The following is a 22,989-nucleotide window of genomic DNA, read 5'->3' on the forward strand; positions in this document are numbered from 1 at the left end:
GTTGTGCCCGGCAGGGCGTTATTGCGCCAGCGCAGCCCCGTGTGCCATTGTCCTCAGCGGAGCTGGCGCGGCGCCCCTGTGGTGGGCAGGGCGGGTGCGCCATGGTCGCCCCCATGCCCGGCCTGCAGGTGGAAGGCCGCCACCACCTGCTGGAGGTCGTGTGCCTGCTGCTGCAGCGCGGCGGCAGCGGCGGTGGCCTGCTCCACCAGGGCCGCGTTCTGCTGCGTGCCCTGGTCCATCTGCGCCACGGCCTGGTTGATCTGCTCGATGCCGTCGGTCTGCTCGCGGCTGGCCTGGCTGATCTCCTCGATCACCGAGGACACGCGCTGCACGCTGTTCACCACGTTCTGCATGGTGGTGCCGGCCTCCTGAGCGAGCTGCGTGCCCTGGCGGACCTCGTCGGCCGAGCGGCTGATGAGGGCCTTGATCTCCTTGGCCGCCTCGGACGAGCGCTGCGCCAGGTTGCGCACCTCGGTGGCCACCACCGCGAAGCCGCGGCCTTGCTCGCCGGCGCGCGCGGCTTCCACGGCGGCGTTCAGCGCCAGGATGTTGGTCTGGAACGCGATGCCCTCGATCACGCCGGTGATGTCCGACACCTTGCGCGAGGACGCGTCGATGGAGCCCATGGTCTGCACCACCTTCTCGACCACCGCGCCGCCCTGGCGCGCCACCTCCGAGGCAGACTGTGCCAGCACACTGGCCTGGCGCGCGTTGTCGGCGTTCTGCTTCACGTTGGAGGTCATCTCCTCCATCGACGCGGCAGTCTGCTCCAGCGCGCTCGCCTGCGACTCGGTGCGGCCCGACAGGTCCTGGTTGCCCAGGGCGATCTCCTGCGAGGCGCTGGCGATGTGCTCGGTGCCGTCGCGCACGCGCTGCACGATGCGGTGCAGGTTGCCCTGCATGGCCTGCATGTCCACCAGCAGGCTCGAGCGGTCGCCCTGGCGGGTGGCCACGGCCACGGACAGGTCGCCCTCGGAAATGCTGCGCGCGATACCGCGTGCATAGTCGGGCTCGCCGCCGAGCTGCCCGAGCAGGTTGCGCGAGATCAGCGTGCCCACCACCAGAAGCGCCACGCCCAGCACCAGCGCGATGGCGCCAAACCCCAGGGCGCGCTTCCAGATGGCCGAGTCCACGGTGTCGATGTACACGCCCGACCCGATCACCCAGCCCCAGGGCGCGAAGCCCTTGACGTATGAGGTTTTTTCTACCGGCGTGTCACTGCCCGCCTTGGGCCACAGGTAAGGCACGAAACCCGCGCCGCTGGACTGCACGGTCCGCACGAACTCGACGAACAGCTGCTTGCCGTTGGGGTCCTTGTTGGCGGTCAGATCCTGGCCGTTGAGCTCAGGGCGCACGGGGTGCATCACCATGCGCGGGTGCATGTCGTTGATCCACACGTATTCGGTGCCGCTGTAGCGCACGGCCTGTATCGCGGCTGCCGCGCGCTTGCGCGCCTCTTCATCGGGCATGCCGCCCTTGGTGCTCAATTCATGGAAATGCGTGGCGATGCCATGCGCAGCCTCCACGACCTGGCGCACGCCGGTCTGGCGCTCCTCCAGGATGAGTTTGCGCTCGGAGACCAGGAACCACGCGGTCATCACTGCGATGCCGAGAACGGCACTCAGCACCAGAAGGGCCAGTTTTCTTGCGATCGTCATCGAGAGCCTTCTGTCCGCGGCAAGGGGCGCCGCACCGCGTCAGGTTACTGCTGGATACAGTGGGGCTCGCTTGGCACAAACCCGCAGGGATGCTGGCTGCGCGGGCAATCCCGGGGGAACCGGGCGCGCAATGAACGGTGCGCGGGGTGCCACGGCACCAGGGGCTTGAGACGTCTACACCAGGCGCGCAGCCACCAGCTCTTTCTTGAGGTAGGCGTAGAACAGCGGCGCCGCCACCAGTCCTGCAGGGCCGAAGACGGCCTCGGCGACGAACATCACGGACAGCAGCTCCCACACGCCCATCTGCGTGCGGCGGCCGACCACCTTGGCGTTGATCACGTACTCGGCCTTGTGGATCAGGATCAGAAAGCCCAGGCAGGCAGCCGCCGCCAGCGGTGAGACCGACAGGCCCACGATGGTGATTACCACGTTGCACACCAGGTTGCCCACGATCGGCACCAGACCCGCGACGAAGGTGAAGGTGATGAGCATGGGCGTGTAGGGCAGCTCCAGGTCCCACAGCGGCAGGACGAACAGCAGGAACATCGCCGTGAGCAGGGTGTTGAAAGTGGCAATCCAGAACTGGGCGGCCACGATCTGGCGGAAGGCTTCGCCGAACAGCGTGATGCGCAGCTTCAGCTGCTGGGCCAGCGGTCCGCGCGCCAGTGCCGGGGGGCGAACGGCCGCCAGCGCCCCGATGAGCAGGCCCACGTAGGCGAACAATACGCTGCCGAGCCAGGCGCGCCCCGCCATCGCCAGCGCTCCCGCCTTGGCGCCCAGATAGCTGGCGATGATGCGCTGGATGTCGGCCGCTCCCTCGGGCAGGTGCGAGGCCATGTCGGCCGGCAGCTTCAGGCGCAGTTCCAGTACCGTGCGGGCCATGTAGGTGAGGAGTTCCTGGTACTGCTGTGGTGCACTGACGAGGTAGCCGCGCGAGTGTGTCAGGCCGGTTGCCAGGAGGGCCAGCGGCAGCAGCATCACCAGGGCGGCTGCCGCCACCTGAGCCACCCGCAGGGTGGCGGGCGATGGCATGGCCTGGCGCTGCAACCGTCCCAGTCCGCCCGCCATCCAGCGGGTGAAGGCCCGGGTGACGAGAAAGCCCAGGCACACGCACAGCAGGCCCGGCAGCAGACCGCGCCACATCACCAGCAGCAGCACGCCCGCCACCAGCAGGTAGCTGGCCACGACGATGCCCCGGCTCAGCGGCCGGGGCGGCAGCGTGACAGGCTCAGGCTGCGGAGCGAGGGCGGGCAGGGGAGGGCGCTGCGCCATGCGCGGGGCGTGACGTGGGTTGCGGTCTCGATGAGGGCCGCCCGTCAGGCCACGACCACGGCGGCGCCGTCGCCGCGTGCGGCGATCTTGCCGATGGCGTACACCTGCTCGCCCGCAGCCTGCAGCGTGGCGGCCACGGCCTCGGCAGCGGCGGCATGCACCACCACCACCATGCCGATGCCGTTGTTGAAGGTGCGGTTCATCTCGATGTCATCGATGCCGGCCGTCTTCTGCAGCCATGCGAACAGCTCTGTCTGGGGCCAGCTGCCCTTTTGGAGGTGGGCGGCGGTGCCTTCGGGCAGCACACGGGGAATGTTCTCCAGCAGGCCGCCACCGGTGATGTGGGCCAGGGCCTTGATCCCGCCGGTCGCGTCGGCATCCCCAGAATGAGGATGCTGTGCCAGCGCGGCCAGCACATTCTTCACATACAGGCGGGTGGGCTCCATGATGGCCTGCTTGAAGGGCTTGCCGTCCAGTGTGGCGGGAGCGCTGGCGCCTGCGCGCTCGATGCACTTGCGCACCAGGCTGAAACCGTTGGAGTGCACGCCGGCGGACGCCAGGCCCAGCACCACATCGCCGGGCTTCACGTCCCTGCCGGTCAGGATCTTGGACTTTTCCACCGCACCCACTGCGAAGCCGGCCAGATCGTATTCACCGGCGGGGTACATGCCGGGCATTTCTGCCGTTTCGCCGCCAATCAGCGCGCAGCCCGACAGCTCGCAACCCTTGGCGATGCCGCCGACCACTGCGGCAGCGGTGTCCACGTCCAGCTTGCCGCAGGCGAAGTAGTCCAGGAAGAAAAGGGGCTCCGCTCCCTGCACCAGCACGTCGTTCACGCTCATGGCCACCAGGTCGATGCCCACGGTGTCGTGCATGTTCCATTCGAACGCCAGCTTGAGCTTGGTGCCCACACCATCGGTGCCGGACACGAGCACGGGCTCCTGGTAGCGCTTGGGCACTTCGAACAGCGCGCCGAAGCCGCCGATGCCCGCCAGCACGCCTTCGCGCATGGTCTTCTTGGCCAGCGGCTTGATGCGCTCGACCAGCGCGTCGCCCGCGTCGATGTCGACGCCGGCGTCTTTGTAGGAGATGGGGGTGGAGGAGGCAGAGGAGCTCATGGAAAGGCTTTGGTGCTGGTAGACCCGCCGGGCGGGCTGGAATCCGGCGATTTTAAGGGGCACCGCAAGGGCGCCCTGCCTCAGCCCTGTCTGGGCGGGGGCTTTGAGGTCGGAAAGGGCTGCGCTACCCACTCGATCGCCATATTCTCGTGTCGCCGCACACATATAAGTTCACTCATCAAACTATGTCGGGTTTGCACGGATGCGGGCCCTCGCGTGAAGATTCCATAATTTGTTCGTCGCTCGCACTATGTCGGTGGCTGGCCCCTGGTTGCCGGGGGCGGCGAGAGGGGTCGCGGCGCGGCAGGCAGTCAGCGAATCGTTCACCAAAACCCAAGGCCCGCACGAGGCCGTCCTATGGAGACAAGAATGAAACTGAAGACAACTTTGGCCGCACTGGCGTTCGGCCTGGCCAGCGCCGGAGCGTGGGCCCAGGTCGTGGGCGTGAGCTGGTCCAACTTCCAGGAAGAGCGCTGGAAGACCGACGAGAAGGCCATCAAGGATCAGCTTGCCAAGCTGGGCGCCAGCTACATCAGCGCCGACGCGGGCGGCTCGCCCGAAAAGCAGTTGTCGGATGTGGACTCGCTCATCGCCAAGGGCGCCAAGGTGCTGATCGTGCTGGCGATGGACAAGGACGCCATCCTGCCCGCCGTCAATAAGGCCGCGCAGCAGAAGATTCCGGTGCTCGCCTACGACCGCCTGATCGAGGCGCCGGGCGTGTTCTACATCACCTTCGACAACGTCGAGGTCGGCCGCATGCAGGCGCGCGCAGTGTTCGAGGCCAGGCCCAAGGGCAACTACGTGATGATCAAGGGATCGCCCACGGACCCGAACGCCAACTTCCTGCGCGGCGGACAGCAGGAGGTGATCGAGGCGGCCATCACCAAGGGCGACATCAAGATCGTTGGCGAGGAATACACCGAGGGCTGGAAGCCCGAAGTGGCGCAGAAAAACATGGAGCAGATCATCACCAAGAGCGGCGGCAAGATCGACGCCGTGGTGGCCTCCAACGACGGCACGGCCGGTGGCGTGGTGGCGGCGCTGACGGCCAAGGGCATCAAGGGCATCCCCGTCTCGGGCCAGGACGGCGACCACGCCGCGCTCAACCGCGTGGCGCAGGGCACGCAGACCGTGTCGGTCTGGAAGGATGCCCGCGACCTGGGGCGCGACGCCGCAACGGCCGCAGTGTCGCTGGCCAAGGGGCAGAAGGTGGCCGGCGCTCAGACCTGGAACGGCGGCGAGAAGAAGGTGTCGCTGCAGGCGCAGTTTCTCAAGCCCGTGCCCATCACCGCCAAGAACCTGGACCTGGTGGTCACGGCGGGCTGGATCAAGAAGGATGCGCTGTGCAAGGGCGTGGACGCGGCCAGGGCGCCTGCCGCCTGCAAGTGACGGCGCTCTGCTGGTAGTCGCGCCGGGGGGCTGTGTGTCCCCTTGTTGATCAGACACGAACCTACTCAAACCGTTCACGCTGAGCTTGTCGAAGCGCCGCGCAAGGTTTCGACAAGCTCAACCCGAACGGATGTTTCAAGTTCGAAGAAGATTTCTCAATGAGCAGAAAGCCCGCAGCCCGCGGGCTGCCCTGATCTCTTCTCATATCTCTGGCGGAGTGCGCTTGTGAGCCCTGTTCCCAATGCCCTGAGGCAGCTGTCCATCGACTGGCGGCTGGTGTTGATGGGTGCCGTGCTGGTGGCCACCGCCATCGTGTTCAACATCCTCTCGGGCGGGTTGTTCCTGTCGCCCGAGAACCTCTACAACATCGCGCAGCAGACAGCGGTGGTGGGCATCGTGGCCACGGTGGTGGTGCTGGTCATCGTGGCGCGGCACATCGATCTGTCCGTGGGCTCGGTGATGGGTTTCGTCGGAGTGCTGATCGCCACGCTGATGTACACCGCCGGCTGGCATTGGGTCGAAGCCTCGCTGGCGGGCCTGGCCGTGGCCATCGGGGTGTCGCTGTACCAGGGCGCGCTCACGGCGATGCTGGGCGTGCCGTCGTTCGTGGTCACGCTGGGCGGGCTGATGTCGTTTCGCGGTGCTGCGTTCCTGGTGGCTGACGGAAAGACGCAGCCGGTGAGCGATGCGTTCTTCCAGCGCCTGGGCGGCGGCTTCGACGGCGCCATCGGCGTGCAGGCCGGCTGGGTGCTCGCTGCAGTGCTGGTGGCGCTGCTGGGCCTCAAGACCTGGATGCGCCGCCGGGCCCAGGCTGCGTACGGCGTGCCCAGCCCGCCCCTGTGGCTGGATGCGCTTGTGGCGGCGGTGCCGGCCGTCATTGCCGTGGGCTTTGTCGCCACCATGAACGCCTACCAGATCCCGACCAAGGACACGCCCCAGGGCGTGCCCATCCCGGTGCTGATATGGGGCGGGGTGGCTGTGGTGCTGTCCTTCATCGTGCGGCGCATGCGCTTCGGGCGCTATGTGTTCGCCATTGGCGGCAACCCCGAGGCGGCGGCGCTGGTGGGCATTCCGGTGCGCAAGGTCACGCTGATGCTTTTCGCGCTGATGGGAGTGCTCATCACCATCGCCGCCATGGTGTCGATCGCACGGCTCAATGCCGGCACCAACTCGCTGGGCACGGGCATGGAGCTGTTCGTGATCGCGGCCGCCGTAATCGGCGGCACGGCGCTGGCCGGCGGCAGCGGCTCCATCCTGGGGTCGGTGCTGGGCGCGCTCATCATGCAGAGCATCGACAGCGGCCTCCTGCTGCTTGATATCTCCATCGGCCTGCGCTACGTGATCATCGGCCAGGTGCTGATCGCGGCGGTGGTGTTCGATGTCGTATACCGCCGCGTGACGGGAGATGCCGCATGAGCGCCCCGCTGGTCGAGATGCGCAACATCCGCAAGGCCTTCGGCGGCGTGCGTGCGGTGGACGACGTGAGCCTGACCCTGCACCCCGGCGAGGTCGTGGCCCTGCTGGGCCACAACGGCGCGGGCAAGTCCACGCTGATGAAGATGCTGGCCGGTGCCTACCCCATCGACAGTGGCGAAGTGCTGGTGCAGGGCGAGGCCGCGAACATCCGCACGCCGGCCGACGCGCAGCGGCGCGGCATCGAGTCGATCTACCAGACGCTGGCGCTGGCCGACAACCTGGACGCGGTGGCCAACCTGTTCCTCGGCCGCGAGCTGCTCACGCGCTGGCGCACGCTGGATGACCATCGCATGGACGCCGAGGCCCGCAAGGTCTTCGAGCGGCTGAACAAGAACTTCCGCAACGTGCGCACGCCGGTGCGGCGCCTGTCGGGCGGGCAGCGCCAGGTGGTGGCGATCTCGCGCGCCATCTACTTCAACGCCCGCATCCTCATCATGGACGAGCCTACCGCTGCGCTCGGCCCCGAGGAGACCGCCATGGTGGGCCGCTTGGTGCGCCAGCTCAAGGCCGAGGGGGTGGGCATCTTTCTCATCACCCACGACATGCCCGACGTGTTCGGCCTGAGCGACCGGCTGGCCGTCATGAAGAACGGCCGGCTGGTGGGCGCCTACCGCACCGCCGACGTCACCGAGGACGAAGTCCTGGGCATGATCATCGCTGGCAAACAACCTGAAGGAAAAGCGCAGTACCACGGCCTGTGAGCCCGCGGTCCGCGCCTTTCAACCCACTTTGCATGAAAACCACCGGCGACCAGCAACTTGTCAAGCGCATCAACCGCAGCGTGCTGCTGCGGCTGCTGCGCCAGCGCGGCAGCCTCTCGCGCGCGCAACTGGCCCAGGAGAGCGGCCTGACCAAATCCACCGTCAGCCTGCTGGTGCGGGAGCTGATCGAAGAAGGCTGGTTCGCAGAGACCGGGCTGGCAGCCGCGCAAGGCATGGGCCGCCCGTCCACCCCGCTGCGCCTTGATGGCAGCCGCCGCGCCATGGTGGGCGTGGAGATCGGCGTCGAGTCGCTGCGGGTGGTGGGCGTGTCGGTCACCGGCGAGGTGCTGTGCTCCGCCGAAGAGCCCCTGGCTGACCGCGACCCCGCCGCCGTGTGCCGCGAGGTGGCGGCCCTGGTGGTGCGCGCGCAGGCCGAGCTGGCGGCCAGGCAGGCCACGGTATCGGGCGTGGGCATCGGTGTGCCCGGTGCGTTCGACGAGGCCACCGGCACCATTCGCTTTGCGCCCAACCTGGGATGGCGCGACGTTGCCTTCCTGCCGCTGATCACGCGTGCGCTGGCCGACGCGGGCAGCCCGCCGGTGGCGGTGCATGTGCAGAACGAGGCGGACACCGCCGCGCTCAGCGAGTACGAGTTTGCAGACGGTGAAGCGATGGACTCGCTGATCTTCGTGACCTGCGGCGTGGGCGTTGGCGCGGGCATCGTGCTCAACGACCGGCTGTTCACCGGGCTGCAAGGCATGGCCGGCGAAATCGGCCACAGCATCCTTCAGATCGACGGGCCACCTTGCTCGTGCGGACGCAAGGGCTGTGCCGAAACCTTCTTCGGCGCCCGCGCATTGGGCCGCGATGCGGACGCTGCGCGCGGCGGTGTCTACCTGGGCGTCGTGCTGCAGAACCTCTGGACCACATTCAACCCCGGTGCCCTGGTGGTGGGTGGCCCGTCGTGTGAGCGGTATCCGGCCCTGGTGCGTACTGCGGGCGACACGCTGTCGGCATACGCAGCCAGCGCCGGCGTGGCAGCGCCCCCGGTGCGCGCAGCCCGCTACGGCCTGCTGGCTTCCGCGGTGGGCGCTGCTGCTCTGGTGCTGCACCACGAATTGCGGCCCATGCATGCACCGGCTGCCGTGGGCGCATCGGGTGCCTGCGCACCTGCGGAAACATCCAGAGTTTCATTGCGCAATCTGCCCTCAGCCGCTTCCCACTGAAATTTTCCATCCATCATCCATGTATATCGGCATCGACATCGGCACCTCGGAAGTCAAGGCTCTGTTGCTCGCCCCGGACCAGCGTGTCGTCGGGTCTTCGGGCGCGGCCCTGTCGGTGTCGCGCCCACACCCGGGCCACAGCGAGCAGGATCCAGCCGACTGGTGGGCCGCCACCCTGGCGGCACTGGCCGGCCTGCGGGCCGCGCACCCCCGCGAATACGCGGCCACCCAGGGCATCGGCCTGTCGGGACAGATGCACGGTGCCGTGCTGCTGGACGCACACGACCGCGTGCTGCGCCCCGCCATCCTGTGGAATGACACCCGCAGCGCCGACGAGTGCGCAGCCATGATGCGCGAGCTGCCGGCCCTGAGCGCCCTGGGCGGCAGCCTGGCCATGCCGGGCTTCACCGCCCCCAAGCTGCGCTGGGTGGCGCGCCACGAGCCCGAGGTGTTCCGGCGCGTGCACAAGGTGCTGCTGCCCAAGGACCACGTTCGCTTGATGCTGACGGGCGAGCATGTGAGCGACATGTCGGATGCGAGCGGCACGCTGTGGCTGGACGTGCAGCGCCGCGACTGGTCGGATGAATTGCTCGCGCTGACCGGACTTGCCCGCCGGCACATGCCGCGCCTGGTGGAGGGCAGTGCCGCCAGCGGCACATTGCGCGCCGATGTGGCGCAGGCGCTGGGCCTGCCAGCCGGCACGCTGGTGGCGGGCGGTGCGGGTGACAACGCAGCCAGCGCCGTGGGCATGGGCGCAGTAGCGCGCGGCCAGGGCTTTCTCTCGCTGGGCACCAGCGGCGTGCTGTTCGTCGTCACACCCACCTATCAGCCCAACCCCGCCAGTGCCACGCATGCGTTCTGCCACGCCGTGCCGGGCCGCTGGCACCAGATGAGCGTGATGCTTGCGGCCGCCAGCGCGCTGCAATGGGTCGCCCAACTGCTCGGGTCCGCGCACGCGGGAGAGATTGCGGCGCGCGCGCAGGCATTGAGCGCCAGAGACCGCGCAGCGGCGCCGCTGTTCCTGCCCTACCTGAGCGGTGAGCGGACCCCCCACAACGACGCCCAGGTGCGTGGCAGCTTTCACGGCCTGGACTTCGACACCGACGCCGCGCGCCTGGGCTATGCGGTGATGGAGGGCGTGAGCTTTGGCCTGCTGGATGGCCTGACCGCGCTGCACGCCGCAGGCAGCCAGGTGCACCGCCTTTCGCTGGTGGGCGGCGGTGCGCGCAGCGCCTTCTGGGCGCAGATGCTGGCCAGCGCGCTGAACGTGGAGATCGCCACGCACGGCGATTCGGCCGTCGGCGGTGCTCTGGGCGCGGCCCGCCTTGCGGCGCTGAGTACGGGTGCCTCGATGGAGTCCATCTGCCTGCCACCGCCCATCGACACCGTCTACCAGCCCGACGCCGGCGAGCGCGTGTTGCTCGCGCCGCGCCATGCCCTTTTTCGCAGCCTGTACCGCAGGTCCTGATGTCCCTCGCCGAGAACCTTCATGAGCACTTACTTTTCCGAAATGGCCCCCATCGCCTACGAAGGGCCGCAGTCCACCAACCCGCTGGCCTTCAAGTGGTACGACAAGGACCGCCTTGTGCTGGGCAAGCGCATGGAAGACCACCTGCGCTTTGCGGTGTGCTATTGGCACAGCTTCTGCTGGAACGGGTTCGACCCGTTCGGTTACGACGGCACCTTCGAGCGCCCCTGGCAGCAGGTGGCCAACCCCATGGCCGCTGCGCGCCTGAAGGCCGATGCAGCGTTCGACTTCTTCGCCCGTCTGGGCGCTCCGTATTACTGCTTCCATGACCGGGACGTGGCGCCCGAAGGCAGCACGCCCCGCGAGAGCGTGAACCACCTGCACGAAATGATCGACGTGCTGCAGGCCAAGCAGGCTGCCACCGGCATGAAGCTGCTATGGGGCACGGCCAATCTGTTCAGCCACCGCCGCTTCATGTCGGGCGCGGCCACCAACCCCGATCCCGAGATATTCGCACTGGCCGCGCTCCAGGTGAAAGAGGCGATGGACGCGACGCTCAAGCTCGGCGGTGAGAACTACGTGCTCTGGGGCGGCCGCGAAGGCTACGAAACCCTGCTCAACACCCGCGTCGGGCAGGAGCTGGACCAGCTGGGGCGCTTTCTGAACATGGTGGTGGAGTACAAGCACAAGATCGGCTTCAAGGGCACGATCCTGATCGAGCCCAAGCCGCGGGAGCCCACCAAGCACCAGTACGACTTCGACACCGCCACGGTCTATGGCTTTCTGGCGCGCTACGGCCTAGACAAGGAGGTCAAGGTCAATATCGAAGCCAACCACGCGACGCTGTCGGGCCACAGCTTCGAGCACGAGATCGCCACCGCCATCGACCTGGGCATCTTCGGCTCCATCGACATGAACCGCGGCGACATGCAGTGCGGCTGGGACACCGACCAGTTCCCGAACAGCGTGCCCGAGACCGCGCTGGCGCTGTACCTGATCCTGCAGGCCGGCGGCTTCACCACGGGAGGGCTGAACTTCGACGCCAAGGTGCGGCGCCAGTCGATTGACGCCGAAGACATGTTCCACGGACACATCGGCGGCATGGATGTGTCCGCGCGTGCGCTGCTGGTGGCCGAGAAGATGCTCGCCGACGGGCGCCTGGCCCGCCATGTCGATGCGCGCTATGCTGGCTGGGGCGGCGAGTTCGGCCAGGACCTGCTGGCCGGCCGGCTGGGGCTTGGCCAGGTGGCAGAGCGGGCACTGGAGCGCAACCGCGACACGCGCCCCGCGTCGGGGCGGCAGGAGCTTCTGGAAAACCTGCTCAACAGCTACCTGTGATCCGCCTCTGGCCGCCATTCGTTGGAGAGAACATGAAACCCGTCGCATGGGGTGTGTTGAGCACCGCCAGGATCGGCCTGCAGCAGGTGATCCCTGCGATGCAGTCCAGCCCGCTGGTCGAGGTGCGGGCGATTGCCTCGCGCTCCTTGCCGGCCGCGCAGGAGGCGGCGCGGACCCTGGGCATCGCTCAGGCCTATGGAAGCTATGAAGCGCTTCTGGCCGACCCGCAGATCGAAGCCATCTACAACCCGCTGCCCAACCACCTGCATGTGCCTCTGACCTTGCAGGCAGCCGCAGCGGGCAAGCACGTGCTGTGCGAGAAACCGGTGGCGCTCAGCGCCGCCGAAGCCGAGACCCTGCGGGCTGCATCCGCCCAGGTCCTGATCGAAGAGGCCTTCATGGTGCGCCACCATCCGCAGTGGCGGCGCGCCCGTGAGCTGGTGCGGGCCGGGCGCATCGGCGAGCTGCAGGCGGTGCAGGTGTTCTTCTCGTACTTCAACGACGACCCGGGCAATATCCGCAACCAGCCCGGCATCGGCGGCGGGGCGCTGTACGACATCGGCTGCTATGCCGTGCTGGCGGGGCGCTATCTGTTCGAGGCCGAGCCGCTGCGCGCCGTCTCGCTCGTGGATCGCGACCCGCGCATGGGCACCGACCGGCTCACCAGCGCCCTGCTGGATTTCGGCGCCGGTCGGCAGCTGAACTTCACCGTCTCGACCCAGAGCGTGCGTTTCCAGCGGGTGCAGGTGGTGGGCACCCTGGGCCGCATCGAGCTGTTCATACCCTTCAATGCGGCCCGGGGCGAGCCCATGCACCTGGCGCTGGATGAGGGGGGCCGGCTCGACGGCAGCAGCGTCACGGTCGAAACCCTGCCTGCGGCCGACCAGTACCGGCTGCAGGTGGAGGACTTTTCCCGGCGGGTGCGCGACGCAGGGCACGGCCCGCAAGGCGCCGGCGTGGAAGATGCGGTGGCGCAGGCGCGGGTGATAGACGCCCTGTGGCGGTCCGAGCGCACCGGCCGCTGGGAAGCTGTGGCCTGACGACGCGGTGTCGAGCGGCCGCACGGCATCGCTCCCGCGCCAGGCGGGTGCCGGTTGGCGATGTGCGGGCGGGCGACGAGGGCTCGGCGGCGGGTCGCCCGCACCGGGCCGGGCCGCACGGCCTGTGGGGCAGTCTAAAATCGCTTGATGTCGTTCGGCCTCTTCGCAAGAGAAGGGTGCCCCGACAATGCGCCCCAAGCCACTTTGCCGCCGCGTGCCGCCGCAGTCACCTACGGCCAGGCGCCTTCCCACCCACATGTGATGCCGCTGCTGATTCCTTCCCTGTCCGCCGCTCCCGCACCCCTCGCCAAGCGCCAGCCGCGCCGTGCGGAGGGCTGCGCATGATGAAGCAACTGGCGCTGGACATCGGCCTGGCCACGGGGCCCACCCTGGCGCGTTTCTTTGCCGGCCCCAATGAGGCGGCCCTCCAGCATCTGCGCCTGGCAGCGGGCGACGGCAGCAGCCAGGCCACCCGCTCGCCGGTGCCCACCTACCTCTGGGGCGAGCCCGGTAGCGGCAAGACCCACCTGCTCAAGGCCGTGCGCCAATCCCTCAAGGAGCAGGGCGCGAGCGTCGGCTGGCTGGACCCGTCGGTGGCCGAGCCCCCGGATTTCGACGAGGGCTGGGCCGCCATCGTCATGGACGACGTGCACCTGTACGACACCGCCCAGCAGGCCACCGCCTTCAACTGGTTCGTGAATGCGATCAGCCCTGCCAGCGGCAGCCAGCGCTGGGTGCTGGCCGCCGGCAACCTGCCTCCGGCCGACCTGCCTCTGCGCGACGACCTGCGCAGCCGCCTGGGCTGGGGCCATGTATTCCAGCTGCAGCTGCTGGGCGAGGCCGAGCGCCGTTCGGTGCTGCGCCAGGAGGCCGATGCGCGGGGCGTGTTTCTGGGCGACGACGTGATGGACTACATGCTCAATCGCTTCTCGCGCGACCTGGGCAGCCTGATGCTGCTGCTCGACCAGCTTGATGCCTTTGCGCTGCGCACCCAGCGGGCCATCACCATACCCTTGCTCAAGACCATGCTCGAGTCGGAATGACGAGGCGCCCTTCTTTGCCTTTTGTGAACCTGAATGACCTCTGATACCCGCCGCCTGCGGCTTGCGCTGTTCGATCTCGACCACACGCTGCTCCCGCTCGACTCCGACTATGAATGGGGCGAATTCACCATCCGCATCGGCTGGAACGACCCGGTGGAGTTCGCGCGCCGCAACGGCGAGTTCTACGCCCACTACCAGGCCGGCACGCTCAATGTGCACGACTACGTGCGCTTTGCGACCGAAGCCGTGCGCCTGCGCGGGCCCGAGGCCTCGGCGGCCGCCCATGCGCAGTTCATGCGTGACGTGATCGGCCCGGCGATCAAGCCCCAGGCGCTTGACCTCATCCGCCAGCACCAGGATGCGGGCGACACCGTGCTCATCGTGACCGCCACCAATGAGTTCGTGACGCGCCCCATCGCCCAGGCGCTGGGCGTGGCCGATGATGCGCTGCTGGCCGTGCAACTGGCCCGCGACCCGCTCACCCACTGGTATACCGGCGAGATCGAAGGCGTGCCCACCATGCGCGAGGGCAAGGTTCGCCGCATGGAGGCATGGCTGGCGGAGCGCGGGCTGGCCTGGGCGGACGTGGACAGCACTTTCTACAGCGACTCCATGAACGACGTGCCCCTGCTCGAAAAGGTGGACCGTCCCGTGGCGACCAACCCCGACCCGCGCCTGCGCGCGATGGCCCAGGAGCGCGGCTGGCGCATACTGGACCTGTTCTCCCAGACTGAAGCCCACGAGGACCCCGCGTCCTGACCCCCGCGCCCTGGCGCCAGACCTTTTGCTTCACTCGCACCCATGATCAAGAAGTTCATCGACAAACTGCTGGGCAAATCGACCCCCGGCACCTCGGGCGGCAAGCCGCATTTCGGCAAGCGCGAAGAGGTGTCCGCCGCCGTGCACGGCATCAATCCCGAACTGGTGGACCGCCGTGCCGCCGATGTGGTGGCCACGCTCAAGCAGGCCGGCTACGAGGCTTACATCGTGGGGGGCGCCGTGCGCGACCTGCTGCTGGGCCTGCGGCCCAAGGACTTTGACGTCGCCACCAACGCCACGCCCGAGCAGGTCAAGGGGCTGTTCCGCCGCGCCTTCATCATCGGCAAGCGCTTTCGCATCGTGCACGTCGTGCATGGCCGGGGCCGTGAGCATGAGGTGATCGAAGTCTCCACGTTCCGCGCATACCTGGACAACAGCGCGGCAGGGCAGGTCAGCGGCAATGAAAAGACCTCCAAGGCAGCGCTGGCGGGCATGCAGCATGCGGTGGATGCTTCCGGCCGCGTGCTGCGCGACAACGTCTGGGGCCCGCAGGACGAAGACGCCACGCGCCGGGACTTCACCGTGAACGCGATGTACTACGACCCCGTTTCCCAGGTTGTGGTGGATTACCACAAGGGCATCCAGGACGCGAAGAAGAAGACCTTGCGCATGATCGGGGACCCGGCCACGCGCTACCGCGAAGACCCGGTGCGCATCATCCGCGCCGTGCGCTTTGCCGCCAAGCTCAGCGGCCTGGGCTTCACCATCGACGCCAAGACCGTGGCGCCCCTGGTGCAGTCGCAGGCCCTGCTGGCCGACGTGCCGCAAAGCCGCATGTTCGACGAGATGCTCAAGCTGCTGCAGACCGGGCACTCGATCGCCAGCGTCGAGCAACTGCGCAAGCTGGGCCTGGCCAAGGGCATCTACCCGCTGCTGGATGTGGCGGTGGAGCGTGCGGACACCCCGTTCGTGAAGGCCGCGTTGCTCGACACGGACCGCCGCGTCAACGAGGGCAAGCCTGTGGCCCCCAGCTTTTTGCTCGCCTGCGTGCTGTGGGAAGACGTGCGCAAGAGCTGGACGGAGCGCCTGGCCCAGCGCCAGCACCCTCTGCCCGCGCTGCAGGATGCCATTGACGACGTGTTCGACAAGCGCATCGGCGATGTGTCGGGCCGTGGCAAGCTGGCCGCCGACATGCGCGAGATCTGGGTCATGCAGCCCCGCTTTGAAAAGCGTGTGGGCAGCACGCCGTTTGGCATGGTGATACAGCCACGCTTCCGTGCGGGCTTCGACTTCTTGCGCCTGCGCGCCGATGTGGGCGAGGTGGACGAAGCCCTGGCCGAGTGGTGGCAGGACTTCCAGGGCGCTGACGACGAGCGCCGCGAAGACCTGATGGATCAGGCCAAGGAAGAGCAGCGGGCTCGCCAGAAGGCGCAGCAGCCCGTGGTCAAGCGGGTGCCGCGCCCTGCGCCGGTGCCTGCGTCTGCGTCTGCTGCCACGCCGCGCGAAGATGGTGCTGCGAACGCTGCCGACCCAGGCGAGGATGCGGCCGAATTCTCGGGCGACGCAGCCGCCGCGCCCAAGAAGCGCCGCCGGCGTCGCCGCAAGCCGGGTGGCGGTGGGGGTGACAGCGCGGGCTCCGGCCCCGGCCCCGCCACGGATGCCTGAATTCCTTGCCTACATCGGCCTGGGTGCCAACCTGGGCGACGCCCCTGCGGCGTTGCGCGGCGCCGTGCAGGCCATGGAGGCCCTGCCGGGCGCGCAGGTGCTGCAGTGCTCGGCGCTGTACCGCAGCGCACCCGTGGACGCCGCCGGGCCCGACTTCCACAACGCCGTCGTAGCGCTGCGATCGACTCTTGCGCCCGAGGAGTTGCTGGCAGCGCTGCAGGCCATCGAAGCAACGGCCGGGCGTGAACGCCCCTATCGCAACGCACCACGTACGCTGGACCTGGACATCCTGCTCTGCGGCGACCTGGCCATCAGCACACCCACGCTCACGGTGCCCCACCCACGCATGCGGGAGCGGGCCTTCGTCCTTGTGCCCCTGGCCGAGATCGCACCGGGGCTGGTCGAGCCCGCCTGGCTGGACGCGGTGCGCAGCCAGCACATCGAGCGCCTGGACCAGGCCTGGTAGCGACCATCGATTTGCTATTTATTCAGTAGCTGCCGGCGCTTTGTGGGTAAGCGCTGTGGCCCGAATTCACTGTAAATAGTGCGGTCTGGGCGCAATCAGGCGGCCTGCCGAGCGCGCAGGTTCGATGCGTACACGTTGTCCTTGGCCAGCGGTTGTCCGGCCTGCACTGCGGCAACCCAGTCGGCCGTGGACACCGCGGCGGCAAAGTTGCTGTGGAACACCACGCTGAACACCCGGTGGATCTCTTCGGCGCTCGCGCTGCCCGCTGCATTGGTGTAAGGCAGGGCACCGGTCGCATCGGCCAGGAACTCCACCGCCAGCCCGCGGTGCGACGCTTCGTAGATGGTGCTGGCATCGCAGTTGTGCGTCATGTAGCCCACCACCGTCAGCGTGTCGATGCCGCGCTCGGCCAGCCATTGGGCCAGGCCGGTGTGGGTGAAGGCGCTCGCGAGGCTCTTTTCGATGCGGTGGTCTGCGGGGCGCCGCGCCACTTCGGGGTGCAACTGCCAGCGCTCGGTCGCCTTGTCGAACACGGGGGCGCCGGGTGGGGCGGTGTGCTGCACCACGATCACCGGCACACCGGCAGCGCGGGCAGTGTCCATGGCCTGGGTGATGCGGGGCAGCGTGTCGGCCACGGGCGGGAATTCAATGGGCAGATTGCCGCCTTCGAAGTATTCGTTCTGCACGTCGATGACGATCAGGGCGCGGCGGGGGGTGGAGGGGGCTGCAGTCATGGATGGGGCCTTGAAGTTGGATGGAGGAACGGGTGCGGGTTGAAATGGATGGGGTGATTGTTCGTGCTGCGCGCGTGGGCCGAAAGTGGCCTGATTGCCACTGATCGATAAAATCAAGCCATCATGCAAACCGCTACCCCAGCCCCAGGAAGGCCCACCGCAACCCCCGCTGCAATGCCTCCCGCGCCGGGCACCGTGGCGGTCGTGGCTTTCGACGGCATCAGCCCCTTTCACCTGTCGGTGCCGTGCCTGGTCTTCGGCGAGGACCGCACGGACAAGGGCGCGCACCGCTACCGGGTGGTGGTGTGCGGCGTGCAGCCCGGGCGGCTGCGCACCTCGGCCGGCTTCGGCATCGACGTGGAGCACGGCCTGGCGGCGCTGCGGCGCGCGCAGGTGGTCGTGGTGCCGTCCTGGCGCGACGATCTGGCGCCCGCGCCGGCCGCGCTGCTCGCTGCGCTGCGGGCCGCGCACGGCCGGGGCGCGCGCATCGTGGGCCTGTGCCTGGGCGCCTTCGTGCTGGCCGAAGCGGGGCTGCTCGATGGCCGCGCAGCGACCACGCACTGGGCGCTGGCGCAGGAGTTCGCGCGGCGCTATCCGCGGGTCGTGCCGCGCCCCGAGGTGCTGTACGTGGAGGATGGCACGGTGCTCACGTCGGCCGGTACGGCTGCGGGCATCGACTGCTGCCTGCACCTGCTGCGCCAGCAGCATGGCGCCGAGGCCGCCAACCGTGCCGCGCGCCGCATGGTGGTGGCGCCCCACCGCCAGGGCGGCCAGGCACAGTACATCGAGAAGCCCGTGGCCCCATCGGTGCGCGGCGACCGCCTGGCCCCGCTGCTGCAGTGGCTGGGCGAGCACCTGCACGAGACCCATACGCTGCAGTCGCTGGCCGAGCGCGCGGTGATGAGCCCGCGCACCTTCACGCGGCGCTTTCGCCAGGTCACCGGCACCACGGTGGGCCAGTGGCTGCAGAACCAGCGCGTCGCGCTCGCGCAGCAACTGCTGGAGGGTGGCGACCAATCCGTCGAGGCTGTGGCCATCGAGGCCGGCTTCGGCTCGGCCGTATCCCTGCGGCAGCACTTCGCGGCCACGCTGGGCATTGCGCCGTCGGCGTACAGGCAGCAGTTTCGCAGCACTGGGTAGCGGCGGATGCTATCGACGGGGTGGAGTCGGGCCGGGTTCAAAAGATCGCTCAGTTGCAGTTGCAGGGTCTTGCTGACCGGTACCGCCACCGCTCATGCGGAACACGCGGCCTGCGGCCAGGCGCCGCCCGTCTCCAGCATGGTGACGATGCGGTCGACCTGGCCGCGCAGGTTCTTGTGCTTCTTCATCTTCTGAGCGTTCCGTGCCAGGTCCAGGAGGGGCTGGCCGTACGAGGCCGGTGTGGACGGGTCGGCACCGCAGGCCAGCAGTGCACCTACGGCAAGGTCGCTGCAGGAGACGACGGCCATCCACAGCGGCGTGCGCAGCGGGTCGCCGGCTTCGGGGGCATGCACGTCGCGCGACAGGCGGATCAGCTCGGGCACATAGCGGTTGTTGCCCTGGCAGATGCGGTGCAGCACCCGCGAGCTGTCGTCCCAAGGTGCGTCCACGTCGAGCACGCCGGCGTCCAGGTGAGCAGGGCCCGTCGTTCGTTTCTATTCATGGTGATGTGTGCGGCCCCTTCCAACAGGTTCTTGGAAGGGCCAGGGTCGCGGCGTTGCAGGAGCCGCCTTTTTGCAAGCGCAAGGCAGTTTGGCGGCTGACAACTTGTCCACCGGCAAACGCCTGGAACGGGCGCCATTCTCCGTATATTTCCTGGGTCCTGGCCGACTGCAAAAGTGTCCCTTGCAGCCAGGACGTCATGAGGAGAAGTTTTTCTTGACGCGAACCTTGACGCAAACCTTGACGCGAGAGCCCCTGCGGAGCTGCCTGGAGGGAGAAGATTGCTTTGATGGGCGTGCCCGGCACGGAAAACCATGTTGATCAACATCGTCGGCAACTTCACTTTCGAGCAGCGCGGCGATGCGATGTTCATCGGCACCGAAGAATCGGCGGCGCTGATCTGCAACGGCCACGCACGGCTGGTGCCCCCGGAGCCAACCTTCCTGCGCTTCAGCGCGCCGGGCGTTGCTGCCCGCGTGCACTACGCCGAGGGCCCGCCGACCATCGTCCGACATGGCGACAAGGAATGGCACCTTCACGGCGTGCTGCTGGGGGGCTCGGATGCCTATTGCGCGGCGTCCCCGCGCAATGAACGCCTCGTCATCCTGCACGATTGGAATGGCGAACGCCTGGCATCGCTACCCCAACGGCTGGGCCCCAAGCACTTCGGCCGTGCCGCCATCGTGATGACCGACACCTACACATATCCCGAAAGCGAATACTCGGAGATCTATCGCCCGGATGGCGAACTCCACGCCCGCTACACCTTGCAAAGGCACGGAGCGGGGCGACAGGAACTGGCGCACTTCACGGACGCACTGGCTTTTCTGCGCACGGGCAACGCCCCCTCCACGTACCAGCTCTTCGACCTGCGCAGCCTGCAGGCCCGCGGCCTCCTGCCCGTCGCGGGCGCGATCCTGGGGGTCTGCGCATTGCCGGATGGCAGCAACCTGTGGGTGGATGCCGAGGGCATGCACCGGCTGGCGCCGCAAGGCCAAGACCCGTCGCCGCAGACGCTCCATCGCTTCGCCGAGCCCCTGGACGTGGGGCAGGCCAAGCTGCTGCTGTGGCACGACACGCAACGCATCTATGCGGCGATCGACCATGATCGGGAGCGACAGAGCCTGATCGCCCTGCCGCTCGACGGTGTCAACGCCACGGTGCAGGAGATGGAGTGGTCCGATACCTGGATCATCACGTTCCAAGGCGGTTTCCTGGCGGGGCAGAACTATCTGCAGCTCAAGCGCAAGACGCTGCTGGCGGACAACGCGGTGGTGCTGTGGCAGCCCGGCGATGTGCTGAGCCCCGCTTTGCTCCAGACGGATGCGAGCCCGGTCGTCGAAGTCAGCCAGACGCGCTCCACCGTCAAGGGCAAACACGGTTACCGCCTGCGCATCCAGGATGCTTGCCCCAACCGTGCGATCCGCTGTGCCGCGCTGGAGCTGGGCCGGTTGTTGGGCGACACCTGCAAAGGCGCGTACCAACAGGGCGATGACGTGCCGGACCGCAAGTTCGACGGGTGCTTCACCATCGACATCGCCACTGCCAGCGCGCCCACTGCGTTCGAGCAGGCCTTCCTGCCGGCCTATCTGGCCTATTACCGCGACATCGGCGACCTCTCGCCGGAAGGCAGCAGGGCACGGCTGGCGCCGCTGGCAATCACCTGGGCCATTGACGAAACGCTATGCAAAACGTAGCGCAAAGCGCTTTCCAGAGTAAGCAGAGAGACTGTTTTTGATGACCAAAACGTCCCAAACCATTGCCGCCATCTTCAAGAAAGCTGGCATCGCCTTTCAGCCCCTGCCCAAGGACTGGGACGGCGCCCACCTGGGCCAGATCTTCCATCACATGGTTCCCGAGCGGATCTGCGAGCTGGACCCGAAGTGCATCGCCGAGGCGGCCGACTACGTGGGGGTGCTCCAGGAATTCGCACAGGCCACCCAGGGAGAGTTCGCCCCCGAAAACGCGCGAGCCGAAGGGAGCGTCGGCGGCAAGATGGTGCTGGAGTTCCTGCATGCAGGGCAGGCCATCCGCTTCAAGTTCACGCAGGAAGGCCGCTGGGTGGCCGACGACTTTTACGAGCAACTGCGCAAGTTCTGCAAGAAGCACCTCAGCGGCAGTTACCTGAGCGTGGGCAGCGATCTGGCCACCGAGGTCTATTTACCGCACAAGGTGGTTGCGCAGATTCAGAAGAAGACGCGCACCTTTGATAGCGTCGAGGCGCTGGTGCAGTTCGTGGTGGAGGGCGCATCCCAGAGCGACCTGATCAAAGCAGGGGAGAGCCTGCCTTGGCAGTTGAAGGCGGGCTATACCCGCGACGGCGACAGCCTGCTGACCGCGCTGCTCAAGTCCGAGGCGGACACGGACAGATGCATGAGTGCCTATGAGCTGCTCGAAGCTCCCGCACTGCCCAGTCGCCATGGCGAATCGCCCCTGGAACTGGCGCAGCGCCTGCGGGGGCTGGACCTCCGAGGCGAGTACGGCGGCGAGGCCAAAGCCACCCTGGGCTATGCCGAGATCCGCGAGAAGTGGAGCCAGCGGCTCTGGCACAGCTATCTCCCCGAATACATGCGCATCGTCGATGCGCTGGAGGCGGACCTGGCATCCATGCGCTTCTCTGAAGCAGGCAACTTGTACGGCATCGCCATGTGCCATGCGCCGCTGCTGGACTGCGGGTCGGAAGTCGCGCAAGTGCACTGCTACGAATACAACGGCGCGTACACCCTGAATCTGCTCACCCAGGGACCTGGAGGCGGCGCCTTGCACCTGCAACTGCCCCTCGATCAGGTCGACACGGTGATCGACCTGCTGCGCAGGTATTGCCGCCGTACGTTGTGGACAACGCCCGGCCAGGATGGCGCGTGGCTTGCCGCTCAAGCATAGCCTGCGGCCCCTGGCGCAAGGATGGGGGCCGTCGGTGTGGGCGGTCCGTCTCCGTTGAATGAAATGCTATATTAATGATAGCAACAAGCGCTTTCTGGGAAAGCGCCAGAGGCCGGTGGAGATCGAAGTTCTCAATCCACCTTCGCGCCCGAGGCCTTCACCACCTGCTGGTACTTGGCGCGCTCGGCGGCCATGAAGCTGTCGAACTGCGCGGGCGTGGTGGCCACGGGTTCGGCGAGCAGGGCGCCAAAGCGGGTCTTGGTCTCCGGCGCGTTCAGGGCGGCCACGAAAGCCTTGTTCAGCTTGTCGATGATGGGCTTGGGCGTGGCCGCGGGCGCTACGAGGCCCCACCAGGTGTCGATGGAAAAGCCCTTGAACGTGGCCGACAGCGGCGGCACGCCGGGCAGCGAGGGCGATGCGTCCAGCGAGGTCACGGCCAGCGCCTTGAGCTTGCCCGCGCGGATGTTGGGCGCGGCGGCGGCCAGGTTGTCGATGTTGAAGTCCACCTCGCCCGCCAGCAGCGCGAGCTGGGCAGGGTTGGCGCCACGGTAGGGGATGTGCAGCGCGAAGATGCCCGCGCGCTGCTTGAACATCTCGCCCGCCAGGTGGCCGGCGCTGCCGTTGCCGCCACTGCCGTAGTTCAGCTTGGCGGGGTTGGCCTTGGCGTAGGCGATCAGATCGGCCACAGTGTGGATCTTGAGTTGCTCGGCCTTTGCCGCGTTGATGACCAGCACATTGGGCACGCGCACCATCTGCGTGATGCCTGCAAAGTCCTTGGCGGCGTCGTACGGCATCTTGGTGTACAGCCAGGGGTTGACCGCGTGCGTTGCGGTGGCCGCGATGCCGATGGTCAGGCCGTCCGGTGCGGCCTTGGCGATGGCGTCGGCACCGATGTTGCCGCCCGCTCCGCCCTTGTTGTCGATGATCACCGTGCCCAGCGAGTCGCGCACGCGCTCGGCCAGCGCACGGGCCGTCACGTCGATGGGGCCGCCCGCTGCATAGGGAACGATCAGCCGGATGGGCTGGCCCGAGTCCTGCGCGAGCGCGCCGTGGGAGAAGAAAGCCGCTGCGGTGGCAGTGGCGCTGGCGATGAGGATGTTTCTGCGGTTCAT

General features: G+C 67.7%; 20 protein-coding genes. 14 read left to right on the forward strand and 6 right to left on the reverse strand.

All coding sequences use genetic code 11. The annotated features are described in order from the left end of the window. Nucleotides 1-53: 53 nt before the first annotated feature. The 3 genes from KW835_RS19390 to purM form a co-directional block, all read right to left on the reverse strand. Nucleotides 54-1,658, reverse strand: coding sequence for a methyl-accepting chemotaxis protein (locus tag KW835_RS19390; protein ID WP_218385446.1), 1,605 nt, complete (start codon nt 1,656-1,658; stop codon nt 54-56). 174 nt (nt 1,659-1,832) lie between these two features. Beyond that, nucleotides 1,833-2,930, reverse strand: coding sequence for an AI-2E family transporter (locus KW835_RS19395; RefSeq protein ID WP_218385447.1), 1,098 nt, complete (start codon nt 2,928-2,930; stop codon nt 1,833-1,835). Nucleotides 2,931-2,974: 44 nt separating this feature from the next. Beyond that, nucleotides 2,975-4,048 (reverse strand): phosphoribosylformylglycinamidine cyclo-ligase, encoded by a 1,074-nt coding sequence (purM, locus tag KW835_RS19400; RefSeq protein ID WP_218385449.1) that lies wholly within the window; start codon nt 4,046-4,048, stop codon nt 2,975-2,977. A 369-nt stretch (nt 4,049-4,417) separates the two neighbouring features. Between purM and xylF the strand changes: the two genes are divergently transcribed. The 11 genes from xylF (at nt 4,418) to folK (ending at nt 16,619) form a co-directional block, all read left to right on the forward strand. Then, nucleotides 4,418-5,437, forward strand: coding sequence for a D-xylose ABC transporter substrate-binding protein (gene xylF, locus KW835_RS19405; RefSeq protein WP_218385450.1), 1,020 nt, complete (start codon nt 4,418-4,420; stop codon nt 5,435-5,437). 282 nt (nt 5,438-5,719) lie between these two features. Beyond that, the gene (locus tag KW835_RS19410) at nt 5,720-6,853 is read left to right on the forward strand and encodes a sugar ABC transporter permease (protein ID WP_218385613.1); all 1,134 of its coding nucleotides are present in this window, start codon (nt 5,720-5,722) and stop codon (nt 6,851-6,853) included. Continuing rightward, the gene (locus KW835_RS19415; protein ID WP_218385452.1) at nt 6,850-7,614 is read left to right on the forward strand and encodes an ATP-binding cassette domain-containing protein; all 765 of its coding nucleotides are present in this window, start codon (nt 6,850-6,852) and stop codon (nt 7,612-7,614) included. Before KW835_RS19410 ends, KW835_RS19415 begins: the two co-directional genes overlap by 4 nt. Nucleotides 7,615-7,646: 32 nt before the next feature. Continuing rightward, a complete protein-coding gene (locus KW835_RS19420; RefSeq protein ID WP_255593680.1) occupies nt 7,647-8,840 on the forward strand; it encodes an ROK family transcriptional regulator in 1,194 nt (397 codons plus the stop codon). A gap of 19 nt (nt 8,841-8,859) precedes the next feature. Further along, nucleotides 8,860-10,308 (forward strand): xylulokinase, encoded by a 1,449-nt coding sequence (gene xylB, locus KW835_RS19425; RefSeq protein WP_218385453.1) that lies wholly within the window; start codon nt 8,860-8,862, stop codon nt 10,306-10,308. A 21-nt stretch (nt 10,309-10,329) separates the two neighbouring features. Then, nucleotides 10,330-11,646: a xylose isomerase gene (xylA, locus tag KW835_RS19430; protein WP_218385455.1), complete on the forward strand. Its 1,317-nt coding sequence runs from the start codon at nt 10,330-10,332 to the stop codon at nt 11,644-11,646. Nucleotides 11,647-11,678: 32 nt separating this feature from the next. Continuing rightward, nucleotides 11,679-12,686 carry a Gfo/Idh/MocA family protein gene (locus KW835_RS19435; RefSeq protein ID WP_218385457.1) on the forward strand — a complete coding sequence of 336 codons (1,008 nt, stop codon included), beginning with the start codon at nt 11,679-11,681 and terminating at the stop codon, nt 12,684-12,686. Nucleotides 12,687-13,030: 344 nt separating this feature from the next. Then, entirely contained in the window at nt 13,031-13,729 is a 699-nt protein-coding gene (hda, locus tag KW835_RS19440) for a DnaA regulatory inactivator Hda (protein WP_218385615.1), read from the forward strand. Between the two features lie 33 nt (nt 13,730-13,762). Further along, nucleotides 13,763-14,488 (forward strand): HAD family phosphatase, encoded by a 726-nt coding sequence (locus KW835_RS19445; protein WP_218385458.1) that lies wholly within the window; start codon nt 13,763-13,765, stop codon nt 14,486-14,488. A 42-nt stretch (nt 14,489-14,530) separates the two neighbouring features. Continuing rightward, nucleotides 14,531-16,153: a polynucleotide adenylyltransferase PcnB gene (gene pcnB, locus KW835_RS19450; RefSeq protein ID WP_218385460.1), complete on the forward strand. Its 1,623-nt coding sequence runs from the start codon at nt 14,531-14,533 to the stop codon at nt 16,151-16,153. Next, entirely contained in the window at nt 16,146-16,619 is a 474-nt protein-coding gene (gene folK / locus KW835_RS19455; RefSeq protein ID WP_218385461.1) for a 2-amino-4-hydroxy-6-hydroxymethyldihydropteridine diphosphokinase, read from the forward strand. The genes pcnB and folK overlap by 8 nt, the downstream gene beginning before the upstream one ends. 95 nt (nt 16,620-16,714) lie before the next feature. Here folK and KW835_RS19460 read toward each other — a convergent pair whose 3' ends face one another. After that, a complete protein-coding gene (locus KW835_RS19460; protein WP_218385463.1) occupies nt 16,715-17,353 on the reverse strand; it encodes a cysteine hydrolase family protein in 639 nt (212 codons plus the stop codon). A gap of 174 nt (nt 17,354-17,527) precedes the next feature. Between KW835_RS19460 and KW835_RS19465 the strand changes: the two genes are divergently transcribed. Continuing rightward, a complete protein-coding gene (locus KW835_RS19465; protein WP_218385617.1) occupies nt 17,528-18,493 on the forward strand; it encodes a GlxA family transcriptional regulator in 966 nt (321 codons plus the stop codon). A gap of 92 nt (nt 18,494-18,585) precedes the next feature. Here KW835_RS19465 and KW835_RS19470 read toward each other — a convergent pair whose 3' ends face one another. Continuing rightward, the gene (locus tag KW835_RS19470) at nt 18,586-18,951 is read right to left on the reverse strand and encodes a hypothetical protein (protein WP_218385464.1); all 366 of its coding nucleotides are present in this window, start codon (nt 18,949-18,951) and stop codon (nt 18,586-18,588) included. Between the two features lie 357 nt (nt 18,952-19,308). Between KW835_RS19470 and KW835_RS19475 the strand changes: the two genes are divergently transcribed. Both KW835_RS19475 and KW835_RS19480 read left to right on the forward strand, forming a co-directional pair. Continuing rightward, nucleotides 19,309-20,691, forward strand: coding sequence for a hypothetical protein (locus tag KW835_RS19475; RefSeq protein ID WP_218385465.1), 1,383 nt, complete (start codon nt 19,309-19,311; stop codon nt 20,689-20,691). A 40-nt stretch (nt 20,692-20,731) separates the two neighbouring features. After that, nucleotides 20,732-21,877, forward strand: coding sequence for a hypothetical protein (locus tag KW835_RS19480; protein ID WP_218385467.1), 1,146 nt, complete (start codon nt 20,732-20,734; stop codon nt 21,875-21,877). Between the two features lie 131 nt (nt 21,878-22,008). Here the strand turns inward: KW835_RS19480 and KW835_RS19485 are convergent, their stop codons facing one another. Beyond that, a complete protein-coding gene (locus KW835_RS19485) occupies nt 22,009-22,989 on the reverse strand; it encodes a tripartite tricarboxylate transporter substrate binding protein (RefSeq protein WP_218385469.1) in 981 nt (326 codons plus the stop codon).

This window comes from Acidovorax sp. sic0104, assembly GCF_019219095.1.
Taxonomy (GTDB): Bacteria; Pseudomonadota; Gammaproteobacteria; order Burkholderiales; family Burkholderiaceae_C; genus Acidovorax.